At 36.3% G+C, this 18,511-nt stretch carries 20 protein-coding genes and 2 riboswitches; of the genes, 18 read left to right on the top strand and 2 right to left on the bottom strand.

Annotated elements, in window-relative coordinates:
- The first annotated feature begins 36 nt into the window (after positions 1-36).
- Positions 37-227, top strand: a riboswitch (cobalamin riboswitch).
- 586 nt (positions 228-813) lie between these two features.
- The 13 genes from BFA01S_RS04365 to BFA01S_RS04425 all read left to right on the top strand — a co-directional run bounded on the left by BFA01S_RS04365 (position 814) and on the right by BFA01S_RS04425 (position 11,698).
- Positions 814-1,776, top strand: a complete 963-nt coding sequence (locus BFA01S_RS04365) for an ABC transporter substrate-binding protein (protein ID WP_066226303.1) — start codon at positions 814-816, stop codon at positions 1,774-1,776.
- On the top strand, positions 1,742-2,794 hold the full coding sequence (locus tag BFA01S_RS04370; RefSeq protein ID WP_066226274.1) for a FecCD family ABC transporter permease: 1,053 nt from the start codon (positions 1,742-1,744) through the stop codon (positions 2,792-2,794). The genes BFA01S_RS04365 and BFA01S_RS04370 overlap by 35 nt, the downstream gene beginning before the upstream one ends.
- 4 nt (positions 2,795-2,798) lie before the next feature.
- Complete coding sequence (locus tag BFA01S_RS04375; RefSeq protein WP_235842964.1) at positions 2,799-4,280, top strand: adenosylcobinamide amidohydrolase; 1,482 nt, start codon at positions 2,799-2,801, stop codon at positions 4,278-4,280.
- Complete coding sequence (gene cbiB / locus BFA01S_RS04380) at positions 4,277-5,245, top strand: adenosylcobinamide-phosphate synthase CbiB (RefSeq protein WP_066226276.1); 969 nt, start codon at positions 4,277-4,279, stop codon at positions 5,243-5,245. The genes BFA01S_RS04375 and cbiB overlap by 4 nt, the downstream gene beginning before the upstream one ends.
- On the top strand, positions 5,220-6,290 hold the full coding sequence (locus tag BFA01S_RS04385; RefSeq protein ID WP_066226277.1) for a pyridoxal phosphate-dependent aminotransferase: 1,071 nt from the start codon (positions 5,220-5,222) through the stop codon (positions 6,288-6,290). The genes cbiB and BFA01S_RS04385 overlap by 26 nt, the downstream gene beginning before the upstream one ends.
- The gene (locus tag BFA01S_RS04390; protein ID WP_082799850.1) at positions 6,287-6,811 is read left to right on the top strand and encodes a bifunctional adenosylcobinamide kinase/adenosylcobinamide-phosphate guanylyltransferase; all 525 of its coding nucleotides are present in this window, start codon (positions 6,287-6,289) and stop codon (positions 6,809-6,811) included. Before BFA01S_RS04385 ends, BFA01S_RS04390 begins: the two co-directional genes overlap by 4 nt.
- Positions 6,812-6,817: 6 nt before the next feature.
- Positions 6,818-7,582 carry an adenosylcobinamide-GDP ribazoletransferase gene (locus BFA01S_RS04395; protein ID WP_066226279.1) on the top strand — a complete coding sequence of 255 codons (765 nt, stop codon included), beginning with the start codon at positions 6,818-6,820 and terminating at the stop codon, positions 7,580-7,582.
- Entirely contained in the window at positions 7,555-8,181 is a 627-nt protein-coding gene (locus BFA01S_RS04400; RefSeq protein ID WP_066226280.1) for a histidine phosphatase family protein, read from the top strand. Before BFA01S_RS04395 ends, BFA01S_RS04400 begins: the two co-directional genes overlap by 28 nt.
- The gene (locus BFA01S_RS04405; protein WP_066226282.1) at positions 8,133-8,552 is read left to right on the top strand and encodes a bifunctional adenosylcobinamide kinase/adenosylcobinamide-phosphate guanylyltransferase; all 420 of its coding nucleotides are present in this window, start codon (positions 8,133-8,135) and stop codon (positions 8,550-8,552) included. The genes BFA01S_RS04400 and BFA01S_RS04405 overlap by 49 nt, the downstream gene beginning before the upstream one ends.
- 23 nt (positions 8,553-8,575) lie before the next feature.
- Entirely contained in the window at positions 8,576-9,148 is a 573-nt protein-coding gene (locus tag BFA01S_RS04410) for a cob(I)yrinic acid a,c-diamide adenosyltransferase (protein WP_066226283.1), read from the top strand.
- Between the two features lie 218 nt (positions 9,149-9,366).
- Positions 9,367-9,936 carry an RNA polymerase sigma factor SigX gene (gene sigX / locus BFA01S_RS04415; RefSeq protein WP_066226284.1) on the top strand — a complete coding sequence of 190 codons (570 nt, stop codon included), beginning with the start codon at positions 9,367-9,369 and terminating at the stop codon, positions 9,934-9,936.
- Positions 9,911-11,044 (top strand): hypothetical protein, encoded by a 1,134-nt coding sequence (locus tag BFA01S_RS04420; protein WP_066226285.1) that lies wholly within the window; start codon positions 9,911-9,913, stop codon positions 11,042-11,044. Before sigX ends, BFA01S_RS04420 begins: the two co-directional genes overlap by 26 nt.
- Positions 11,045-11,179: 135 nt before the next feature.
- Positions 11,180-11,698 (top strand): M23 family metallopeptidase, encoded by a 519-nt coding sequence (locus BFA01S_RS04425; RefSeq protein WP_066226287.1) that lies wholly within the window; start codon positions 11,180-11,182, stop codon positions 11,696-11,698.
- A 41-nt stretch (positions 11,699-11,739) separates the two neighbouring features.
- On the opposite strand, the gene serA is transcribed toward BFA01S_RS04425, so the two are convergent.
- The gene (gene serA, locus BFA01S_RS04430; RefSeq protein WP_066226288.1) at positions 11,740-13,314 is read right to left on the bottom strand and encodes a phosphoglycerate dehydrogenase; all 1,575 of its coding nucleotides are present in this window, start codon (positions 13,312-13,314) and stop codon (positions 11,740-11,742) included.
- 230 nt (positions 13,315-13,544) lie between these two features.
- Positions 13,545-13,679: riboswitch (FMN riboswitch) on the top strand.
- Positions 13,680-13,918: 239 nt separating this feature from the next.
- Here serA and BFA01S_RS04435 point away from each other — a divergent pair.
- Entirely contained in the window at positions 13,919-14,512 is a 594-nt protein-coding gene (locus BFA01S_RS04435) for an ECF transporter S component (protein ID WP_066226290.1), read from the top strand.
- Between the two features lie 36 nt (positions 14,513-14,548).
- On the opposite strand, the gene BFA01S_RS04440 is transcribed toward BFA01S_RS04435, so the two are convergent.
- Entirely contained in the window at positions 14,549-14,797 is a 249-nt protein-coding gene (locus BFA01S_RS04440; protein ID WP_066226292.1) for a ferredoxin, read from the bottom strand.
- A gap of 278 nt (positions 14,798-15,075) precedes the next feature.
- On the opposite strand from BFA01S_RS04440, the gene BFA01S_RS04445 reads away from it, so the two are divergent.
- Genes BFA01S_RS04445 through BFA01S_RS04460 form a run of 4 tightly spaced genes read left to right on the top strand, consistent with a single transcriptional unit; the run spans position 15,076 to position 18,496 of the window.
- Entirely contained in the window at positions 15,076-16,119 is a 1,044-nt protein-coding gene (locus tag BFA01S_RS04445) for a YpbB family protein (protein WP_066226293.1), read from the top strand.
- The gene (locus tag BFA01S_RS04450; protein WP_066226294.1) at positions 16,116-17,600 is read left to right on the top strand and encodes a RecQ family ATP-dependent DNA helicase; all 1,485 of its coding nucleotides are present in this window, start codon (positions 16,116-16,118) and stop codon (positions 17,598-17,600) included. Before BFA01S_RS04445 ends, BFA01S_RS04450 begins: the two co-directional genes overlap by 4 nt.
- A gap of 7 nt (positions 17,601-17,607) precedes the next feature.
- On the top strand, positions 17,608-18,219 hold the full coding sequence (locus tag BFA01S_RS04455; protein ID WP_066226295.1) for a CPBP family intramembrane glutamic endopeptidase: 612 nt from the start codon (positions 17,608-17,610) through the stop codon (positions 18,217-18,219).
- Positions 18,197-18,496 carry a hypothetical protein gene (locus tag BFA01S_RS04460; protein ID WP_066226297.1) on the top strand — a complete coding sequence of 100 codons (300 nt, stop codon included), beginning with the start codon at positions 18,197-18,199 and terminating at the stop codon, positions 18,494-18,496. The genes BFA01S_RS04455 and BFA01S_RS04460 overlap by 23 nt, the downstream gene beginning before the upstream one ends.
- Positions 18,497-18,511: the final 15 nt, after the last annotated feature.

An 18,511-nucleotide genomic window follows, 5' to 3' on the forward strand; every position in this document is an offset into this window, starting at 1 on the left:
TAATAAATTCGCTAAAATGATATGTGGATTAATCGACATATACAATATGAGATAGGTGCAATGAAATTTTTCATGCATAATAGGGGATCCGGTGGAAAACCGGAACTGCCCCCGCAACTGTAATTGTGGACGAAATGGGATAACCACTGTATAGGTAAACTATATGGGAAGGCCCAGAAGTAGGATGAAGCAAAAGTCAGTAGACCTGCCTAGCTCAATATTTGTTTCAATTCTTCGGGGAGCAAGAATTCGGAACGATTCATTTGAGCTATAATTATATTGAATCGTTTTGTGCCCATCCGTGAGTAGATGGGTTTTTATGGTAGGTTTATACGTCTCTAGCATTTATGTGCTATTGATTATACATTGTTGAACTACTCCCACTTTTCCTCCGTTTAGAAGTGGGAGATTCCTGCGAACACCTTCGTATCCGAAAGTTATTTAGCAGGCTACCCCCGTTGCACCAACGGTTCGGCAGTACAAATGGCTTTTAGCCTCCTGCAGTGATGCTATCTTGTACGTTGTACTCTTCCCGCACGTTCTGCTCTGTTTGGTTATCGCTACTTCGATACTTGCGGGACGATGGAACGTTGAAGATTTTACATGACAGACGTTTTTCCTGTCACAACCTTATATCTTCAGTTTTCAAAGAACTTGTACAAGAACATCCTACCATACAAACGTGTGTTTGGATATATGAAAAGGCGATTCTTCTCCTACTTATTTTTGGACTGCTCCATCCATAAAATGAAAGTTGGAGTCTTCTCGCCTAAAATGATAAATTAAAGAAGAGGGGTCAACAAGATGAAGCAAATGAAAAAATGGCTTTTGCCGCTTCTAGCTGCCGCATTATTTTTTAGTTTAGCAGCTTGTGGTGCTAAGGAAGAAGAGAAGCAATCGGCTGAAAATGAAAAGCCGAAAACAGAAGAAGTGCAAAAAGAGGCTTATCCGTTAACGTTAAAAGATGGCCTTGGCAATGAAGTGACAATTAAAGCGAAGCCAGAGAAAATAGTTTCTTTAATGCCAAGTAATACAGAAGTTACATATGCTTTAGGTATGGGCGATGCGGTTGTTGGAGTAAATGATTTTGATAATTATCCTGAAGAAGTAAAAGATGTAGAAAAAATCGGCGGTATGGAATTTAATGTAGAAAAAATAGTTTCATTAAAACCTGATGTTGTACTTGCTGATTTTTCTAATGATAAAGCAGGATTACAGCAATTAAAAGACGCAGGTCTCACTGTTGTTGCAGTGCCGGCTGCTTCGTCATTTGATGCTGTTTATGACTCTATTCAATTTCTTGGAAAAGTGACTGGGACGACTGAAGAGGCAGATAAAATTGTTCAAGATATGCAAAAAGATTTAGCAGTAATAAAAGAAAAAGCAAAAACAATTAAAGAAGAAGATAAAAAGAAAGTATTCGCAGAAGTTTCACCAGCTCCAGATATTTATACAGCTGGTAAAGGAAGCTTTATGGATGAAATGATTACAGTAATCGGAGCAAAGAATGTCGTAGATGTTGCTGAACCTTGGCCTTCTTTTGCAGAGGAAAAGGCAGTTGCTTTAAAGCCTGATACAATCATTTTAACTTATGGCTATTATACAGAAAATGCTGTTGAACAAGTTTTAGCGAGAAAAGCTTGGCAGGATGTGCCGGCAGTGAAAAATAAACAAGTATTTGATATTCATTCGGATAAGGTAGTAAGACCTGGTCCAAGACTTATTGAAGGAGTAGAAGAGCTTGCAAAAGCTGTTTACCCGGATGTCTATAAATAAGGTAGCATCTTTCTATCCGTTTGTTCTATCGATTATTATAGCTGTATTTTCAATTTTAGTAGGGATATCGTTAGGTTCTGTAACGATTCCCTTTTCTACTGTTATCGATGTTTTTTTAAGTCAGTTTGGAATAATGCAGAAACCGGTTGATGATACAGTCATTAATATTATTATGGAAATCCGCTTTCCGCGTGTACTGCTTGCTTTCATTGTTGGCGGAGCATTAGCCGCTGCTGGAGCAGCATTCCAAGGTCTCTTAAGAAATCCGCTTGCCGATCCGTACACTTTAGGTGTATCATCAGGCGCCTCATTAGGTGCAGTCACCGTTTTATTTTTTAATATAACGATTCCGTTTTTCGGAATTTTGACATTACCGCTCGTTAGCGTTATAACTGCCTGTCTAACATTATTAGCTGTTATTTCCTTTACGAAAATGGTAGAGAAAAATTTAGCTGTTCATACGATTATTTTGACCGGCATTATTTTCAGCTCTTTTCTTGGAGCTCTCATTTCCCTCATTATCGCTCTTTCAGGTGAAGAGTTAAGACAGATTATTAACTGGCTGCTCGGCAGTGTGTCGATGAGAGGCTGGGATTTTGTAAAAATGATCCTTCCTTTTTATGCTGCAGGGCTGTTATTGCTTCTTGCCAATGCACGTGAGCTGAATGCATTTGCATTCGGTGAGGAAGCGGCAAAGCATATGGGAATCAATGTGAATAGAAGAAAGATGATCATTTTAATTGCGGCTTCCCTTTTAACAGGTGCTTCTGTTGCAGTATCTGGGACAATTGGCTTCGTTGGTCTCGTTATTCCTCATATTACAAGGCTTATTTGGGGTCCAAAGCATGAGAGATTATTGCCGTTAGCTATTTTAAATGGCGGTTCTTTTCTTGTTATTACAGATCTGCTCGCAAGAACGATTATCGAACCAAAAGAATTGCCTGTAGGGGTTATTACATCTGTTATAGGTGCGCCGATATTTGCCCTTATTTTTTATTCAAGAAGTAAGAGAAAGTAGGAAAATGATGATAGATGTAAAAAATATATCATATAAAATCGGGTCTAAAACTATTTTAGAAAATATAAATCTATCGGTATCAAAGGGAGAATTTTTCGGTATTTTAGGGCCGAATGGGAGCGGAAAGACGACATTATTAAAACTTATAAGCGGGGGACAGGCAGCAAAAGAAGGGGAAGTTATCATTGACGGGAGAAACATTCGAATGTATCAAACGAAAGAATTAGCGAAGAAATTGGCTGTTCTACCGCAGTTAAATGATGCTCCTTTCTCTTTTACTGTTTATGATGCGATCAAGCTTGGAAGATATGCCCATCAGCGCACCCTTTTACCTGCATGGTCGAAAGAGGATGAGGACAGTGTGCAGGAAGCTATTCGTCTTACGAAAATCGAGCGTTTAAAAGACCGCTTTTTAGATGAGCTAAGCGGAGGGGAAAGACAGTTAGTTTATTTAGCGAGGGCGCTCGTTCAAGAAGCAGAAATTTTATTATTAGATGAACCTACAAACCATTTAGATATTTCTCATCAAATTAATTTATTAGAATTATTAAAGGAGTTAATTGAGGAGAAAAATTTAACGGTTATTTCTATTTTTCATGATTTGAATCTGGCTAGTTTATATTGTGATAAAGTTCTGTTATTAAAGGATGGAAAAGAAGTGAATACAGATACACCGAGAAATCTTTTTATTAATGAGAAATTGGAAGAGATCTATGATGCTGATTTACAAATGATGGAGCACCCTGCTGTTCCGAAGGCATTAATAACATTTAATCCATCTGAAAAGAAAAATGAGCAATATGATGACAGTTCAATCAAAGTGGAAGAGCATTCGAAGGAATGGATTGTTTTACATACAGATAGGCCATACAAATCTCTCTCGTCTGCTATTATCGGTTCAGGTTTTAGCTGGAGCACACACTTTGTTACGAGATTTGTTGATAAAAATTATTATTGTGATAATCCGACAGAGGATATGATCGATACATTAGCTGGAAAAGGGATCGATAAAAATAAGACAATTGGAATGATGACTGCTGCCTGTTTAGAGGATGCGGTTTTTAAGCAGTTTAAAGGTAATGAGTTCCAGCTGACTGTAATGGTGACAGCAGGTGTTTCAAATGCAGTTGATATTTCACAGGCTTTTCATTATTACAAAGAAGAAATTACGTATCCGGGTACGATTAATACATGGATCTTCATTGAAGGGCATTTAACAGAAGCTGCCTTTATGCAGGCTGCTATGACGGCGACCGAAGCGAAAGCAAAAGCGCTTCACATAGAAGAAGTGCGTGATCCAAGATCCGGCACTGTTGCGACTGGAACGTCCACAGACAGTATTGTTATTGCGGCAACACAAACGGGGCTACATTTTAAATATGCTGGAACGATAACGAATATTGGAAAAAGTATAGGAATGCTCGTTTATGAGGCGACAGTGGAAGCAATTCAAAAAAATAAAAAAAGGTTAGCGAGTTTAAAATGATAATAGAACATTTTACAGCAATTATTATTGCGCTTATTTTAGATCGTATTATAGGAGACCCGCATTGGCTGCCGCATCCAGTCCGCGTAATGGGTGCTTTTATCGCTTATTTTGATAAGCAGCTTAACAATGGAAAGCATCGCAAAATAAAAGGGATTATTTCGATCGTTCTCATTTTGATTATAATAGTGACTCTCAGCTATCTTCTTGTTTTCTTTAGCTATTCTATTCATCATTGGCTCGGTATCGTTATAGAAGGAATCCTCATCTTTACGACAATTGCGGCTAAAAATTTGAAAGATTCAGCATATGAAGTGAAAAAGCCGCTTGAAGATAATAATATAACATATGCGAGGGAGAAGTTAAGCTGGATTGTCGGCCGTGATACGGATAAATTAAATGAGGCGGAAATTATTAGGGGAACAGTTGAAACAGTGGCAGAAAATACGAGTGACGGAATAACAGCCCCGTTATTTTTCGCTTTTATAGGAGGGGCCCCATTAGCATTTTTATATCGTACTGTAAATACTGCTGACTCGATGATCGGTAATAAAAGTGAGAAATATATTGATTTTGGCTGGGCTGCAGCGAGGTTGGATGACGTATTGAATTATATTCCAAGCAGGTTAACAGGAATTTCGATGATTATTAGTTCCATTGGTTTTAATGAAGCATCATTTAAAGAGAAGTTTGCAACTCTTTTCCGAGATGCAAGAAAGCATCCAAGCCCAAACAGCGGCTGGTGTGAGGCGGCAATAGCAGGTATTCTTTGTATACAGCTTGGCGGGGTGAACTATTACAAAGGAGTAAAGTCAGAAAGACCGACAATGGGACAGGCTCTTTTACCATTACAAACAGAACATATTGAAGATACAACGGTTATTATGTACAGAACAATTCTTGTTTTTACAATCATTTTAGCGATTGGGGGATTATTATTTGACGTTGCCATTACACGGAGCTAATCCACAGTTTTTATATGAAGTAATGAATGTGAAAATGCCGGAAAAGATTATTGACTTTAGTGTAAATACGAATCCGTTTGCGATTAATGATCATTTTGAAATGAGTGATATTTCCGCATGGATTTCTGAATATCCGGATCCAAATTGTACACAGTTAAAGAAGAAATATGCTGAAGAGCTGGCGGTAAAGGAAGGGCAGCTTTTATTCGGAAATGGTGCTTCCCAATGTATTTTTTTACTTGCGGAAAATTTCCAGGGTAAAGCAGTTGGTATTATTGAGCCGACATTTAATGAATACAGGAGAGCGTGTGATGCCTTTCAATGTACGATTCATACATGGGCGATTAACGAACAAAATGAGTGGCAAGTACTGCTGAATGAATTTGAGAGCTTCTTAAAAGAGATTGATGTTCTTTTTTTATGTAATCCGAATAATCCGACGGGCACTATTTTTTCTAATGTAGATGAAATAATCAAACTGACAGAAAAATATGATGTCTCTCTTATTATTGATGAAGCTTTTTACGATTTTTGCGAGAGCGGGGATATGACATCCTTACATAACATACATCAGTATGAGCATCTTATTATTTTGCGATCTGTTACGAAAATGTACAATTTGGCTGGAGCGCGTTTAGGTTATATTATTGCCCAGGAAAAACTAATAAATGAACTAAATAAGAAATTGCCAACATGGAGTGTCAATGGAATCGCCCAGCAATTAGGACTGCAGGCAGTGGAAAGAATGGACAAGGAAGTTTTAAGAACGAGAAAACGAATTAATGATGAACGGAAACGTGTATGTGAAAAATTGGGGAATGCAGGCTTTTATACATCATCTTCTGTTACAAATTATTATTTATTACGCGAACGGGTAAGTGAAAATGCCCATTCCTTACTTATCTATCTTCTGCAAAATGGAGCGGTTGTAAGACATACAGAAAACTTTGCACATTTAAACGGAAAATATATAAGAATAGCTGTGAAAACAAAAGCCGAGAATGATTTCTTATTAGCTCTTTTAGAGGAGTGGAAAAACAGATGATCATTTTCGTAAGCGGCGGTGTCAGGAGTGGGAAGAGCTATTTTGCAGAACAGAAAGCAATGGAGTTAGCTTCCGATAGTAAAGAACTTCATTACATCGCCACATCTATTGTTTATGATGAAGAAATGAAAAAACGAATAAGAAAACATCAGGAAGACCGGACAAAGTCGGGTTTGCAATGGAATACAGTAGAATGCAGTGCAAACATAGGAGAAATTGCATCTCGTTTTTCAAAAAAGGATGTTGTCTTAATTGATTGTTTAACAACTCTTTTAGCGAATGAAATGTTCAGTGAGCAAAATGAAGATGAACAGTCTATTCTATTAGCACTTCAGAAAATAGCAAATAACAGTTTTGCGGTTATTATCGTTTCAAATGAAATCTTTTCAAGCGGGACGATGTATGAATGGGAAACTTTAAATTATATGCGTAAATTAGGCAGGCTGCATGTAGAAATTGCTGCAGTTGCAAAAGAGGTATATTTAGTTGAAAACGGGATTCCGAGAAAGAAAAAAGGTTGAATACAGATGAAAAAAATAATTGATGGCTTTCTGTTAGCAATTCAATTTTTAACCGTTATTCCATATAATAAAGAAGTTTTATTTGATGAAGACCGTTCGAGATGGACGGTGAAATCATTTCCGGCTGTCGGATTAATTTCCGGTTTATTTGTCACATTATTATATGTTTTACTAGTAAACTTCACGAATATTTCTTCCTTATTTCTCACTTTCTTTCTATTATTTATCTATTTGGCCTTTTCAGGTTTCCTCCATCTTGATGGATGGATGGATTGCAGCGATGCTTTTTTCTCTTATCAAAATAAAGAAAAACGTGTGGAAATTATGTCGGATTCAAGGGTAGGAGCATTTGCGGTTATTTCCTTAGTTTTTCTATTAGGTTTCCGCTTTCTATTCATGTACGAATCTCTTTTAAGCTCATCCTTTCATTTTATATTTCTTCTTTTTATCCCGATTGTATCGAGATTTGGATTAGGAGTATTTTTAATGAAAACACCGTTAGCAAAGCAATCAGGAATGGCTTTTGCCTTTAAAAAAGGATTGTCGAAAGCTGATTTTTATTTTTATATTATTGCTTTTATTATATTTGTTTTTATTTTTTCTCTTTTTTCAACATCATTTATTATTCTCTCTGTTGCATCGCTATTGTTCCTCTTTTTTTCAAAATCATTTGTTATAAAGCATTTTGGAGGAATTACAGGAGATACTTTAGGAGCTTATGTAGAAGGTAAGGAGACATTTTTATGGGGGATCATCTGGTTATTACTTTAATTCGTCACGGCAAAACAGAAGCAAATGAAAGAAAACAATATTTAGGCTGGACAGATATTTCTTTAAGTACATTAGGGAGAGCAGAATTAAAGAGCCTTTTACAGCTTTCTTATCCAGCTGGCCAATTGTATATTTCAAGTGATTTAAAAAGATGCAGGGAAACATTTGTGGAAATATACGGGGAAGAGTGCAATGGAAATTCAAAGTGGAGAGAGCTATCGTTTGGAGAGTGGGAGTTAAAAACATATGAAGAGCTATGCTCCGATCCATTATATCAAAGCTGGCTGACAGATTTTTATAATGTGAGCCCACCAGAAGGGGAAAGCTATTCCGCATTTGAAAGAAGAATAATAGAAGCATTCCGTGAAACAATTGACCGGGCGATAGAAGAAGGTAAAAGAGAAATTGTCATTATGACACATGGCGGACCAATCCAATTGTTAATGACAAAGCTTGTTCCGAATGAAAAAGATTTCTTTAATTGGAAGCCCGGATTTGCTGAAGGATACAAAGTAATAACGACATTAGAAAAAATAAAGGAGGGAGCCCGTTGCATTTCGTATGTGGAGGTGCCTTTCAAGGAAAAAAGAAATGGGTAAAATCATTTTATAAATTAGATGATGAGCAGTGCAGATGTTTTAATGGATATAGTGAGCTGGTATTTCCGGATTTAAGCTCCTGTAACGGCATAGTTATTATAGAAGGAATCGAAATGATGATACAGTCATTAGGGAGCGTAAATGCGAGACAGGAATTCCGGTCTATATTAGAACAGTGGATGGACTGGATTTTGTCATCTGTACAAAATAAGCTTATTATTATTGGCTGTGAAATCGGAATGGGAATAGTTCCTTTAGAGAAAGAGAATAGAGTATGGCGGGATATCGTTGGCTGGTGCTATCAAGATATTGCGGCACGAGCAAGCCGTGTGGATAAAGTCTGGTGTGGTTTAGCGGAAAGACTAAAATAGTATTAGTGAAGGAGAGGGTTAAAATGAATCTTTATACAAAAACAGGTGATAAAGGAAAAACGAGTATTATTGGGGGCAGAGTCGATAAAGATGACCTGCGGGTAGAAGCATATGGAACGATCGATGAATTAAACAGCTTTGTAGGCCAAGCAATCGTCCTGCTGGAAGATGATCTATTCAAAGATATTTATAATGAATTGCGAAAAATTCAGCATGAGCTGTTTGACTGCGGGGGCGATCTTGCCGTTATAAAAGAAAAATATCCTTATAAGACGACGGAAGAAATGATTGAATTTCTTGAAGAAAGAATAGATGCATATGTGAAGGAAGCACCAGATCTTGAGAAGTTTATTTTGCCTGGAGGAAGCCATGCGGCGGCTGTTATCCATATTGCAAGAACGGTAACGAGAAGGGCGGAAAGATGTACGGTATCCTTACAAAAAGAAACTTCTATCAATGAAATAGTTTTAAAGTATTTAAACCGTTTATCAGACTATTTCTTTGCAGTCTCACGTGTCATCAATTTCAGACTCGGTATTAAAGATATTGAGTATGAGAGAAGCGCCCTTGTTTTTAAAACGAAAAAAAGTGAATAAAATTTTGTATAGAACTGGCATATATAAATGCCGGTTCTTTTTATTTCTTAAGAAAAGCTTAATAAATTCTTCATAAAATCATTGGGTGGATCTACTAATCTTTATGCTAAAGTAATATTATGACAAATATTACATGAACGTTTCTCTTTTATTTCAGATAGAGCAGTGTGTAACTTTTTTAAATTAGAGGCGACTAATTTTAGGAACGGAGGATCATAATGCGTGACGCCTTTCAAAAGGATACATTTCAGCAAATTTATGAAAAGTATCATCAAGATGTGTTTAAATTTTTATTTTATATGGTGAAAAATAGAGAGCAGGCTGAAGATTTAGTACAGGAAGTATATATACGTGTATTAAAATCATATGAAAAGTTTGAAGGACGGAGCAGTGAAAAGACTTGGCTTTTATCGATTGCAAGACATGTAGCAATCGATTGGTTTCGTAAAAATAAAACGATTCGTGAACGTATTTTTGATAAATTCGATTGGGATCAGCAGCAAATTATGGACTATAAGCCGCTGCCTGATGAGCTCGCGCTTCAAGGTGAACAAGTACAGCAGATGTATCACGCATTAGACGCCTGTACGGTGGATCAAAAATCAGTCATTCTCTTAAGATATTTACAGGAATTATCGATTGCTGAAACAGCAAAAACATTAGGATGGACGGAAAGTAAAGTAAAAACGACTCAGCATCGGGCATTAAAGCAGCTACAAAAACAGATGAACATAATTGCTGAGGAAAGGGAGGGGTTCCTGAGTGAAAAAACCCGAGTTAAGTACTGAAGAGCTTGAAGAAATTTTACAGCAATTACCCTCGATCAGAGATAGAAGAACAGTTGCTGAAATCTATGAATCTCTCCAGTTGAATAAATTGAGTAAGAAGAAAATAAAATATTGGAGCACCCCTGTATTAACGGGTATTGCAGCCCTTCTTATTATAGCTTTCATCTCTCCTTATTTTTTTGAGCAGCTGGAAGAGAATAAAACAGATGAAGGTAAGTATTCCGCTTTACAGCAGCCTAATGAGAAAAATAATGAAGCAGCGATATTTGGCAATGAGCAGACAGAATTAAGCAAAGACAATAATGAAAAAACATTTGTTATTAAAAATGAAGAAAGTAATAATATGATCACGGTCGCTTTTCCTGATAAAGAGACGAAAACGGTTGTTCCCCTAAGCATTGTAGGAACGCAAGGTGAAAATAGGGCGGAACAAATAAATGATATACTGAAAACATTTAACGATGATGAACTCGGATTAAATACTGTTGCTTTAAAAGGTATTACGATGAGTATTTCACATGAAAATCCAGCGGAGGTTATTGTTAATTTAGAAAAACCTGAAACATTGGATTCCTTAAAAGATGAGACACTCTTTAATCAAATTATTTCGGAATCGCTGCGCTGGCAAGGTTTTGAAAGAGTGAAATTTTATACGCATGGAAAGCCTGGTATTGCCCTTAAAGGTGGCGAGCGGATAGAATACCTGAAGCTTAATCAGGCAGAAAAGAAAGGCTATTTTATTTTTGAAGATAATGAAAAGGCAGAAAAGCTGCTTGCGCCTTCAAATAATCAATATAACTCCATTATAGATGCTTTTAAAGCGATGAAAAAGGAAATGTCAGCTCAAAATTTAAAGCCTTCCATTTTAGATGATTTCTCAGATATTACTGTAAAAGCGGATGGAAACATACTGAATGTCAATTTTAAAGATGGTGTTTCTTTTGAAAATAGTGATCCTTATATTATGATGCTTGAAGCTATTCTTCTAACCGCGAAAGACTTCGGCTATGAGTCAGTTAAATTTAATGGAATTGATATAGGAAGAATAGGCAAGATGGATGTAACAAAGTCAGTCGAAGTGCCCTATTCCCCAAATCCAGTGAAGTGAAGCAGGAAAGATCCAAATTAATTGGGTCTTTTTTTGTATACATTGGCAATTATTGCAATATACTATGCTTGTCCTTTTTGATATAGCTATAGCAAATAAAGGAAATGTTTGAGAATGAAATATAGGGGGACAACAATGGTGCTTTTTTTAAAGAAAATAATGATTGCTGGCATATTTATTTTAATGTCAGTAAAAGGAGGATTGACGGTTAAAGCAGAGTCGTTAACATTGGAAGACCTTTCAGAGAACTGGGTGCAGCCAGTGGAAGGGGTAATTACTGATACATTCGGGACTCGAAAGGGGAAGCATAAAGGAATTGATATTGCGGCACCCAATGGAGAGGCAATCCGCTCTGTATCCGCCGGTGTTGTGACAAAATCATATTACTCAGATTCATATGGACATGTCGTGTTTATCAAACATCCTGAAGGGTATGAAACCGTCTATGCCCACTTACATAAGCGGTTTGTTACAGAAGGTGAAACAGTGAAAAAGGGAGAGTCAGTCGGTATTATCGGAAATACCGGAATATCAACGGGAACGCATCTCCATTTTGAAGTTCATAAAGGTGAATGGACTATTGAAAAAAAGTATGCTCTTGACCCGATCTTTATGTTTCATTCAACTGAATATAAAACAGCTTTATCAAATTGAAATAAGCAGAAAGGGCAGTAATCGCCTTTTCTGCTTATTTTTTAAAGATCAAATGTTTTTACAGCTGAAATATCATCACAGGCTTTTAAATCATGAAGAACTTTTTCATCTAAAGAATGGTCAACGGCAAGCATCATGATTGCTTCCCCGCCTTTTTCTTTACGCCCAACTTGCATTGTAGCAATATTTACTTCATGGTTTCCTAAAATCTGGCCTACGCGTCCGATAACACCTGGCTTATCGCAGTGATGGATATATAACAGATGGCCGGCAGGATAGAAATCAATGTTAAAATCATTAATGCCAATGATGCGCTCACCATAGTTCGGTATATATGTGCCTTTTATTTCAAAGACATGTTTATTACCGGTTACTTTTACAGCGAGGCAGTTTTCATATCCAGATGTATTAGAGGAAATTTTTTCGCTAAATGTAATTCCGCGTTCTTTCGTGATTAATCCGGCATTTACTTCATTTACAGTCGTGTCTACTCTAGGTTCTAGAAATCCGGCTAATACGCTTTTTGTAATAAAAGAAGTTTCAAGCTCTGCAACGGAGCCTTCATACTGAATGGAGATTTCTTTTACAGGAATTTTCATAAACTGGGAAGAAAGATTGCCCATCTTTTTCGCAAGCTGATAGAAAGGCTGGATTTTTTGAAATACTTCTTTTGATAAAGTTGGCAAGTTAATAGAAGAAGCAACCGGCTTTCCTTCAAGGAAACGAAGCACCTGTTCTGATACTTGTGCGGCAACATTTAATTGAGCTTCTTTTGTAGATGCACCTAGATGGGGTGTAGCGATCAAGTTAGAAAATTTAAGAAGTTTATTATTTACAGGGGGTTCAACGACAAATACGTCTAATGCGGCACCTTTCACATGCCCGTTTTCAAGGTAATGAACAAGAGCATCCTCATCAATAATTCCACCGCGGGCACAGTTTATTAAGTAGACGCCTTTTTTTGTTTTTCCGATATTGTATTTTCCTAATAAACCTTTTGTATCTTTCGTCAATGGGGTATGGACAGTAATAATATCGGCCGCTGTAAGAAGTTCATCAAGCGTATGGTTTCTAACACCGATTTCATGAGCGCGCTCCTCTGTTAAGAAAGGATCATAAACGATAACATCCATACCAAATGCTTGAGCTCGTTTTGCAAGCTCTGTACCAATTCGCCCAAATCCGATAATTCCTAATGTTTTTCCATACAGCTCTGTTCCCACGAAGGCTCCTCTATTCCACTCATTTGATTTAACAGTAACATATGCTTGCGGGATATAACGCATTAAAGCAGACATCATGGCGAATGTATGCTCTGCGGTTGAAATAGTGTTTCCATCGGGTGAATTAATAACGACAACTCCATTTTTTGTAGCAGCGTTAATATCAATATTATCGACACCGACTCCTGCACGGCCAATAATTTTTAAGTTTGGCATTTTCTTCATTAATTCATTAGTAACTTTTGTAGCACTTCTTACTAAAAGGGCATCAAATATATGGAGTTCATTTGCTGCTTCATCCACTTTCTTTTGAACGACATTTACAAGTGGTGATTCAAGCAGCGGCTTTAATCCTTCACTGCTCATTGAGTCAGAAACAAGTATTTGGAACATTGTCTTCTCCTCCTCATTGATGAACATATTGGATCTGGAAAATTTATCATATCATGTGAATTATATCAATTTGAATCAAAAGTGACAAATAAAAAAATGTCTGTCAAATAAGGAGGGAGAGCTTCTTTTTTGTAGCAACATATAATAAAAAAATATGTCGAATGAAATATATTTTACTAGCTTTTATGCAGACTTTGGTATAGAATTAGATTCAATAATTAAATAATATGATCAATCTTCGGGGCAGGGTGAAATTCCCGACCGGCGGTGATAAGCAGTAGCTTTAAGTCCGCGAGCCTGTAAGTTGGGCAGGATCTGGTGAGATTCCAGAGCCGACAGTAAAGTCTGGATGGGAGAAGATGGAGGTTCAGAGAAACGTCTTATAATAGCTGATTCGTATAGTTAATTCATAGTATTTTGATTGAATTAATTTGTGAATTTCGTTTTGATATTATAAGTACGGATCTTTATTTGGACTTGCGGAAAATCCCTTGTTGCTTTTGCTAATTTCGATTCGTTTAGCTGAAACTGCAAGGTTTTTTATTTTGTAAGTTCATGATGAACCATTCCTCTTTTTTTCGGGTGCGATCAGAAAAGGGAGAGAATGAATGTGCAAGGAAGTCGTGTAAAGAAACAAGTAACAGTAGGGATGTTAAGCAGTATTGCTTATTTATTAATTATGGTAGATTTTCCTCTGCCTGTTTTACCTAATTTTTTATTAATTGACTTTAGTGAAATTCCTGCGTTAATTGCAGCGATTGTTTTTGGTCCTGGTGCCGGAATTATGGTGGAAGCGATAAAAAATATTCTTCACTACTTAATCCAAGGGAGTGCAACAGGAGTTCCAGTCGGAGAAATTTCAAACTTTATTGCCGGAGTATTATTTATCGTACCTTCCGCTTATATGTTTAGACGTTTCAAAAGTATGAAGGGATTAACAGCTGGCCTTGTGCTTGGTACTGTGCTAATGGCGGTTGTTATGAGTATTTTAAATTATTTTGTTATTATGCCGGCGTATGTATTGTTTTTAAATATTCCCGAAATGTCTGCAGAAGCGCTAAAAGCTTTTGTCGTAAAAGGTATCTTACCTTTTAATATTATAAAAGGCCTTATCATAACAGCTCTGTTATTAGCTGTTATGTCTAAAATAAAAACATGGATTTTAACACAAATGAAAACGAATTACCGTGAAGTATAGAAAAATCCCCCTGCCTGCAGGGGGATTTCTTCATACCTATTCGAATTTTAATGCGTCGCCTTCAAATGGCTCATCAGCTACTTTAATGGAGTCTGTTGGACAACCTTCAAAAGCATCGAGCATATCTTCTTCAAGGACTTCTGGAATTTCCACGATACCTTGGTTATCATCTAATGTAACGTAGGCAATGCCTTCATCATCATAGTCGTAAATATCTGGTGCTGCCGCGCCACATGCACCGCAAGCGATACAAGTATCTTTGTCAACGATTGTATACTTAGCCATCTTTAAAAATCCTCCCTATAAATTCATACATCATACTTATGGTACAACTAAAGCTAGTTGAAATCTTCTTTGTAAAAAGAAACGCCATATATTTGATATATTGTTATTGTAAAGCTGTTTGTCTTACATTTCAATAAAAATGTACTTTAACAATTTAACCATATAGGTATTATCAGAATTTGATGTCTTCTTCTTTTTTATTTGTTTTTAAAGAAGAATGTTCTAGAAATTTGTTACAATAAACATATAAATGATTGTTGTAAGGTGTGAATATAAAGATGAACTATTTAGATTTCTTAATATTGTATTGTACGCATAAATTCAACGGAGAAAGATCTATTTCTGCTACGTATCATTTATTAGTTGGAAAAAAATCTTCCCAAACAATTCAAGACTCCATTATCTTTCGTTTATCTCCACTATTTGGACTTTTTCCAGAGCTGGAACGTAGTCAAATATTAAACAGTACAGAACGTATGGCTGCTAATCAATTTCTTGATGAATCATTGAAATTGACAAGAGCAGGACTTGAGTATATAGAGAATATGAAGTTACATAAACCAATTCCAGCCTCATTAAACGGCTGGGAATATGGAAATGAAGCAAGAGTGATGTGGAGGCGGTTAACGATATTCACTCAAGTCATATCAAATTTAGTATATGAAAAAAACCGTTATTTACCCGTTACTAAAAATGAGGAAGATTTATTTTGGGTTAAAAATTTTTTGCAGAGAAATGGAGCCTCAAAAGAAGTATTAGCAAAACAATTACATGATGAATTAAGGGATATTCTTTCACAATGTTCGAATACAGAAGCGTCTATTTTCGTTTTAAAGCTTACATCAAGTACAAGGATCGGCCTCACCTCGGCTCAATTAGCAGAAAAATTTGCTGATGATCTATATTATATCCAATTGCTATTTTGGAATATTATTCATTTTATCGTTAGAAAATTGAAAGGAAATACGAAGTCTTATTCATTATTACAATATATGATATCCGATTTAAAAAAGGAGAAGAATTTCACTGCCTCCACTTTTGCTACTTTTAATCTTCTGAAAAAGGGATTAGAAGTGGAGCAAATTGCAAATATCCGCCAATTGAAAAAAAGTACGATTGAAGACCATATCGTTGAAATAGCATTAAACGACCCGAATACAGACTTATCAGCATTCATTTCATTAGACGATTATAATACTATTCGGGAGGTAATTGAAAAGCTTCATACAACACAGCTTAAAATGGTAAAACAACATCTTGAACAGCCGTATTCCTATTTTCAAATCCGCTTAGCCTTTGCCATGTATAGGAGAGACAAATGAGTGAACAATTAGAATTTATTTTAGAAAAGTATTTTTTTCATTCGGGTTTTAAAAAAGGTCAAAGGGAAATTATTGAAGATGTTTTAAAACGAAAAGATGTTTTGGCACTGCTGCCGACCGGAGGCGGAAAATCTCTCTGTTATCAGCTTCCTGGATATATTTTCAGCAGTCCTGTTTTAATTGTTTCTCCTTTAATTTCTTTAATGGAAGATCAAGTACAGCAGATTAAGCTAAGAGGAGAAAAAAAGGTTATTGCCTTAAATAGTACATTGCCATTTCTAAAACGGAAAACATTATTGCAGCAGCTAAAGAATTATAAATATATATATGCTTCTCCTGAAATTTTGCAGCTTGACTATATACAGGAAGCACTTATTTCTGCAAGAATTTCCTTATTTGTTGTTGACGAAGCGCATTGTATTTCTCAATGGGGGCATGACTTCAGGCCTGATTATTCCAAGCTTGGCGACATTCGTGAAAAGTTAAATTCACCACCATGCCTCGCTTTGACGGCAACAGCGACGAAAGAAGTTTTGCAGGATATAAAGAAAATTTTAAAATTCGAGAAAAACAGTATAGAACATATTTCCTCCATCGATCGGCCAAAAATTGCAATTAAGCTTGAAAAATTCTCTTATTTAGACGAAAAAATAAGTAGGGTGCTTCAATTGGCAAAAACGCTAAAAGGACCCGGAATGATTTATTGCTCGAGCCGCAGCTGGACGGAAAAGCTTGCACATTATTTACAGGAAAATGATGTTTCTAATGTCGCTTTTTATCATGGAGGAATGGAAACGGAACAGCGTACATTAATTCAGCATCAATTTATATATGACCAGCTGGACATTGTTTGTTGTACAAATGCATTCGGAATGGGTATTGATAAGAAAAATGTCCGTTACGTCATCCATTTTCATTTCCCTGCACAAATGGAATCATATGTACAGGAAATTGGGAGAGCGGGCCGTGACAGTATGCCTAGTGTTGCAATTACACTGATGACTGAAAGTGATTGTGATATTCCTAAAAACTTAATTGAGTCAGAGCTGCCGGCCTTTGATCAGCTGCATCATGCCGTTTCTCTCCTTTTAAGTAATGAAAGGGAAGAAGAAATCGCACATAAATCCGGATTAACGGAAGTGCAGTGGAGATATATTACACATCAGATGAATAAATTGCCAAATCCTCTTCATGGGCACGAAGAAGAAATCGTCACTGTTATTTGGGCTGAAATTGAAAAACGGCGCAAAACAAAAGGACGGAGATTACAGCAGATGTTAGAGTGGCTGAATACGGATAAATGCAGAAGAGAAGGCATCTTATCTTATTTTGAAGAATCACTAACAGAGCATCCTGAAAACTGCTGTGATATATGCGGGATCAATATAAAAGAATTTGAAGGAAAAGAAGAAAAAGTGATTGCAGCAAATGTCTTTCAATGGGAAGAAGAATTGAGAGAAATATTCGGTCAAGGTGAGTGATTAATATTTGTTGAAAAAACAAAATGAACTTATTAAGCAGCTTTCTGATAAACAAATTGTACAGCAATTATATTTCACCCAAATATTATTACTTTTCATTAGTTTTATTTTAAGTTTTTTCTTATTTGACAGCTATGCGGATTTTATGAATTTATGGAAGGCATCTGATTATAAGTTTCTTTTCTACGGTTCTGCTGTTGCATTCCTCGTTATTTTACTCGACTTTATAATAACGAAATTTGCTCCGAAGAAACTGTATGATGATGGCGGCATTAATGAAAAATTGTTTGCGAAAAGATCGGTTCCCCATATTTTCTTTTTAACGGCATTCATTGCTTTCACAGAAGAATTTCTATTTCGCGGGGTTTTGCAAACGAGTTTCGGCCTTTGGACAGCAAGCATTATATTTGCAATTATGCATTTTCGGTATGTTACGAAGTGGTTATTATTTACTGTTGTTCTTCTAACAAGTTTTTTGCTCGGAATTGTATATGAGTGGACAGATAATTTGTATACAACGATTATTGCACATTTTATAATTGACTTATTATTTGCCGTTCAGATTAGGCTGCGATTTTTAAGAAAGGGTGAAGACAATGACAATGAGCAGACTGAATAGAAGCCCTGATCAAACTCAAGATTTACGAGAGCAGATGATTGATCAATTTAAAGAGGAGAATGGTCAATATCCTTCTCGTACTGACGTTCATAAAAAGAATAAAAATAAAAAGAAAAAGAGGATGAAATATCCGGTCATTAGTACACTTGCAATATTTTTTATTCTCACTCCTGTTCTTATCTACTCCATTTGGTATTATTTAGACAACCGTGGAGCTGGGAGAGTGAATGGAGTAGATAATTCCCATTATGAAAATGTTTTTATAAAAAAGAGATAAAGTGAAACTTCCATC

It is taken from the genome of Metabacillus fastidiosus NBRC 101226, assembly GCF_001591625.1.
Classification (GTDB): Bacteria; Bacillota; Bacilli; order Bacillales; family Bacillaceae; genus Metabacillus; species Metabacillus fastidiosus.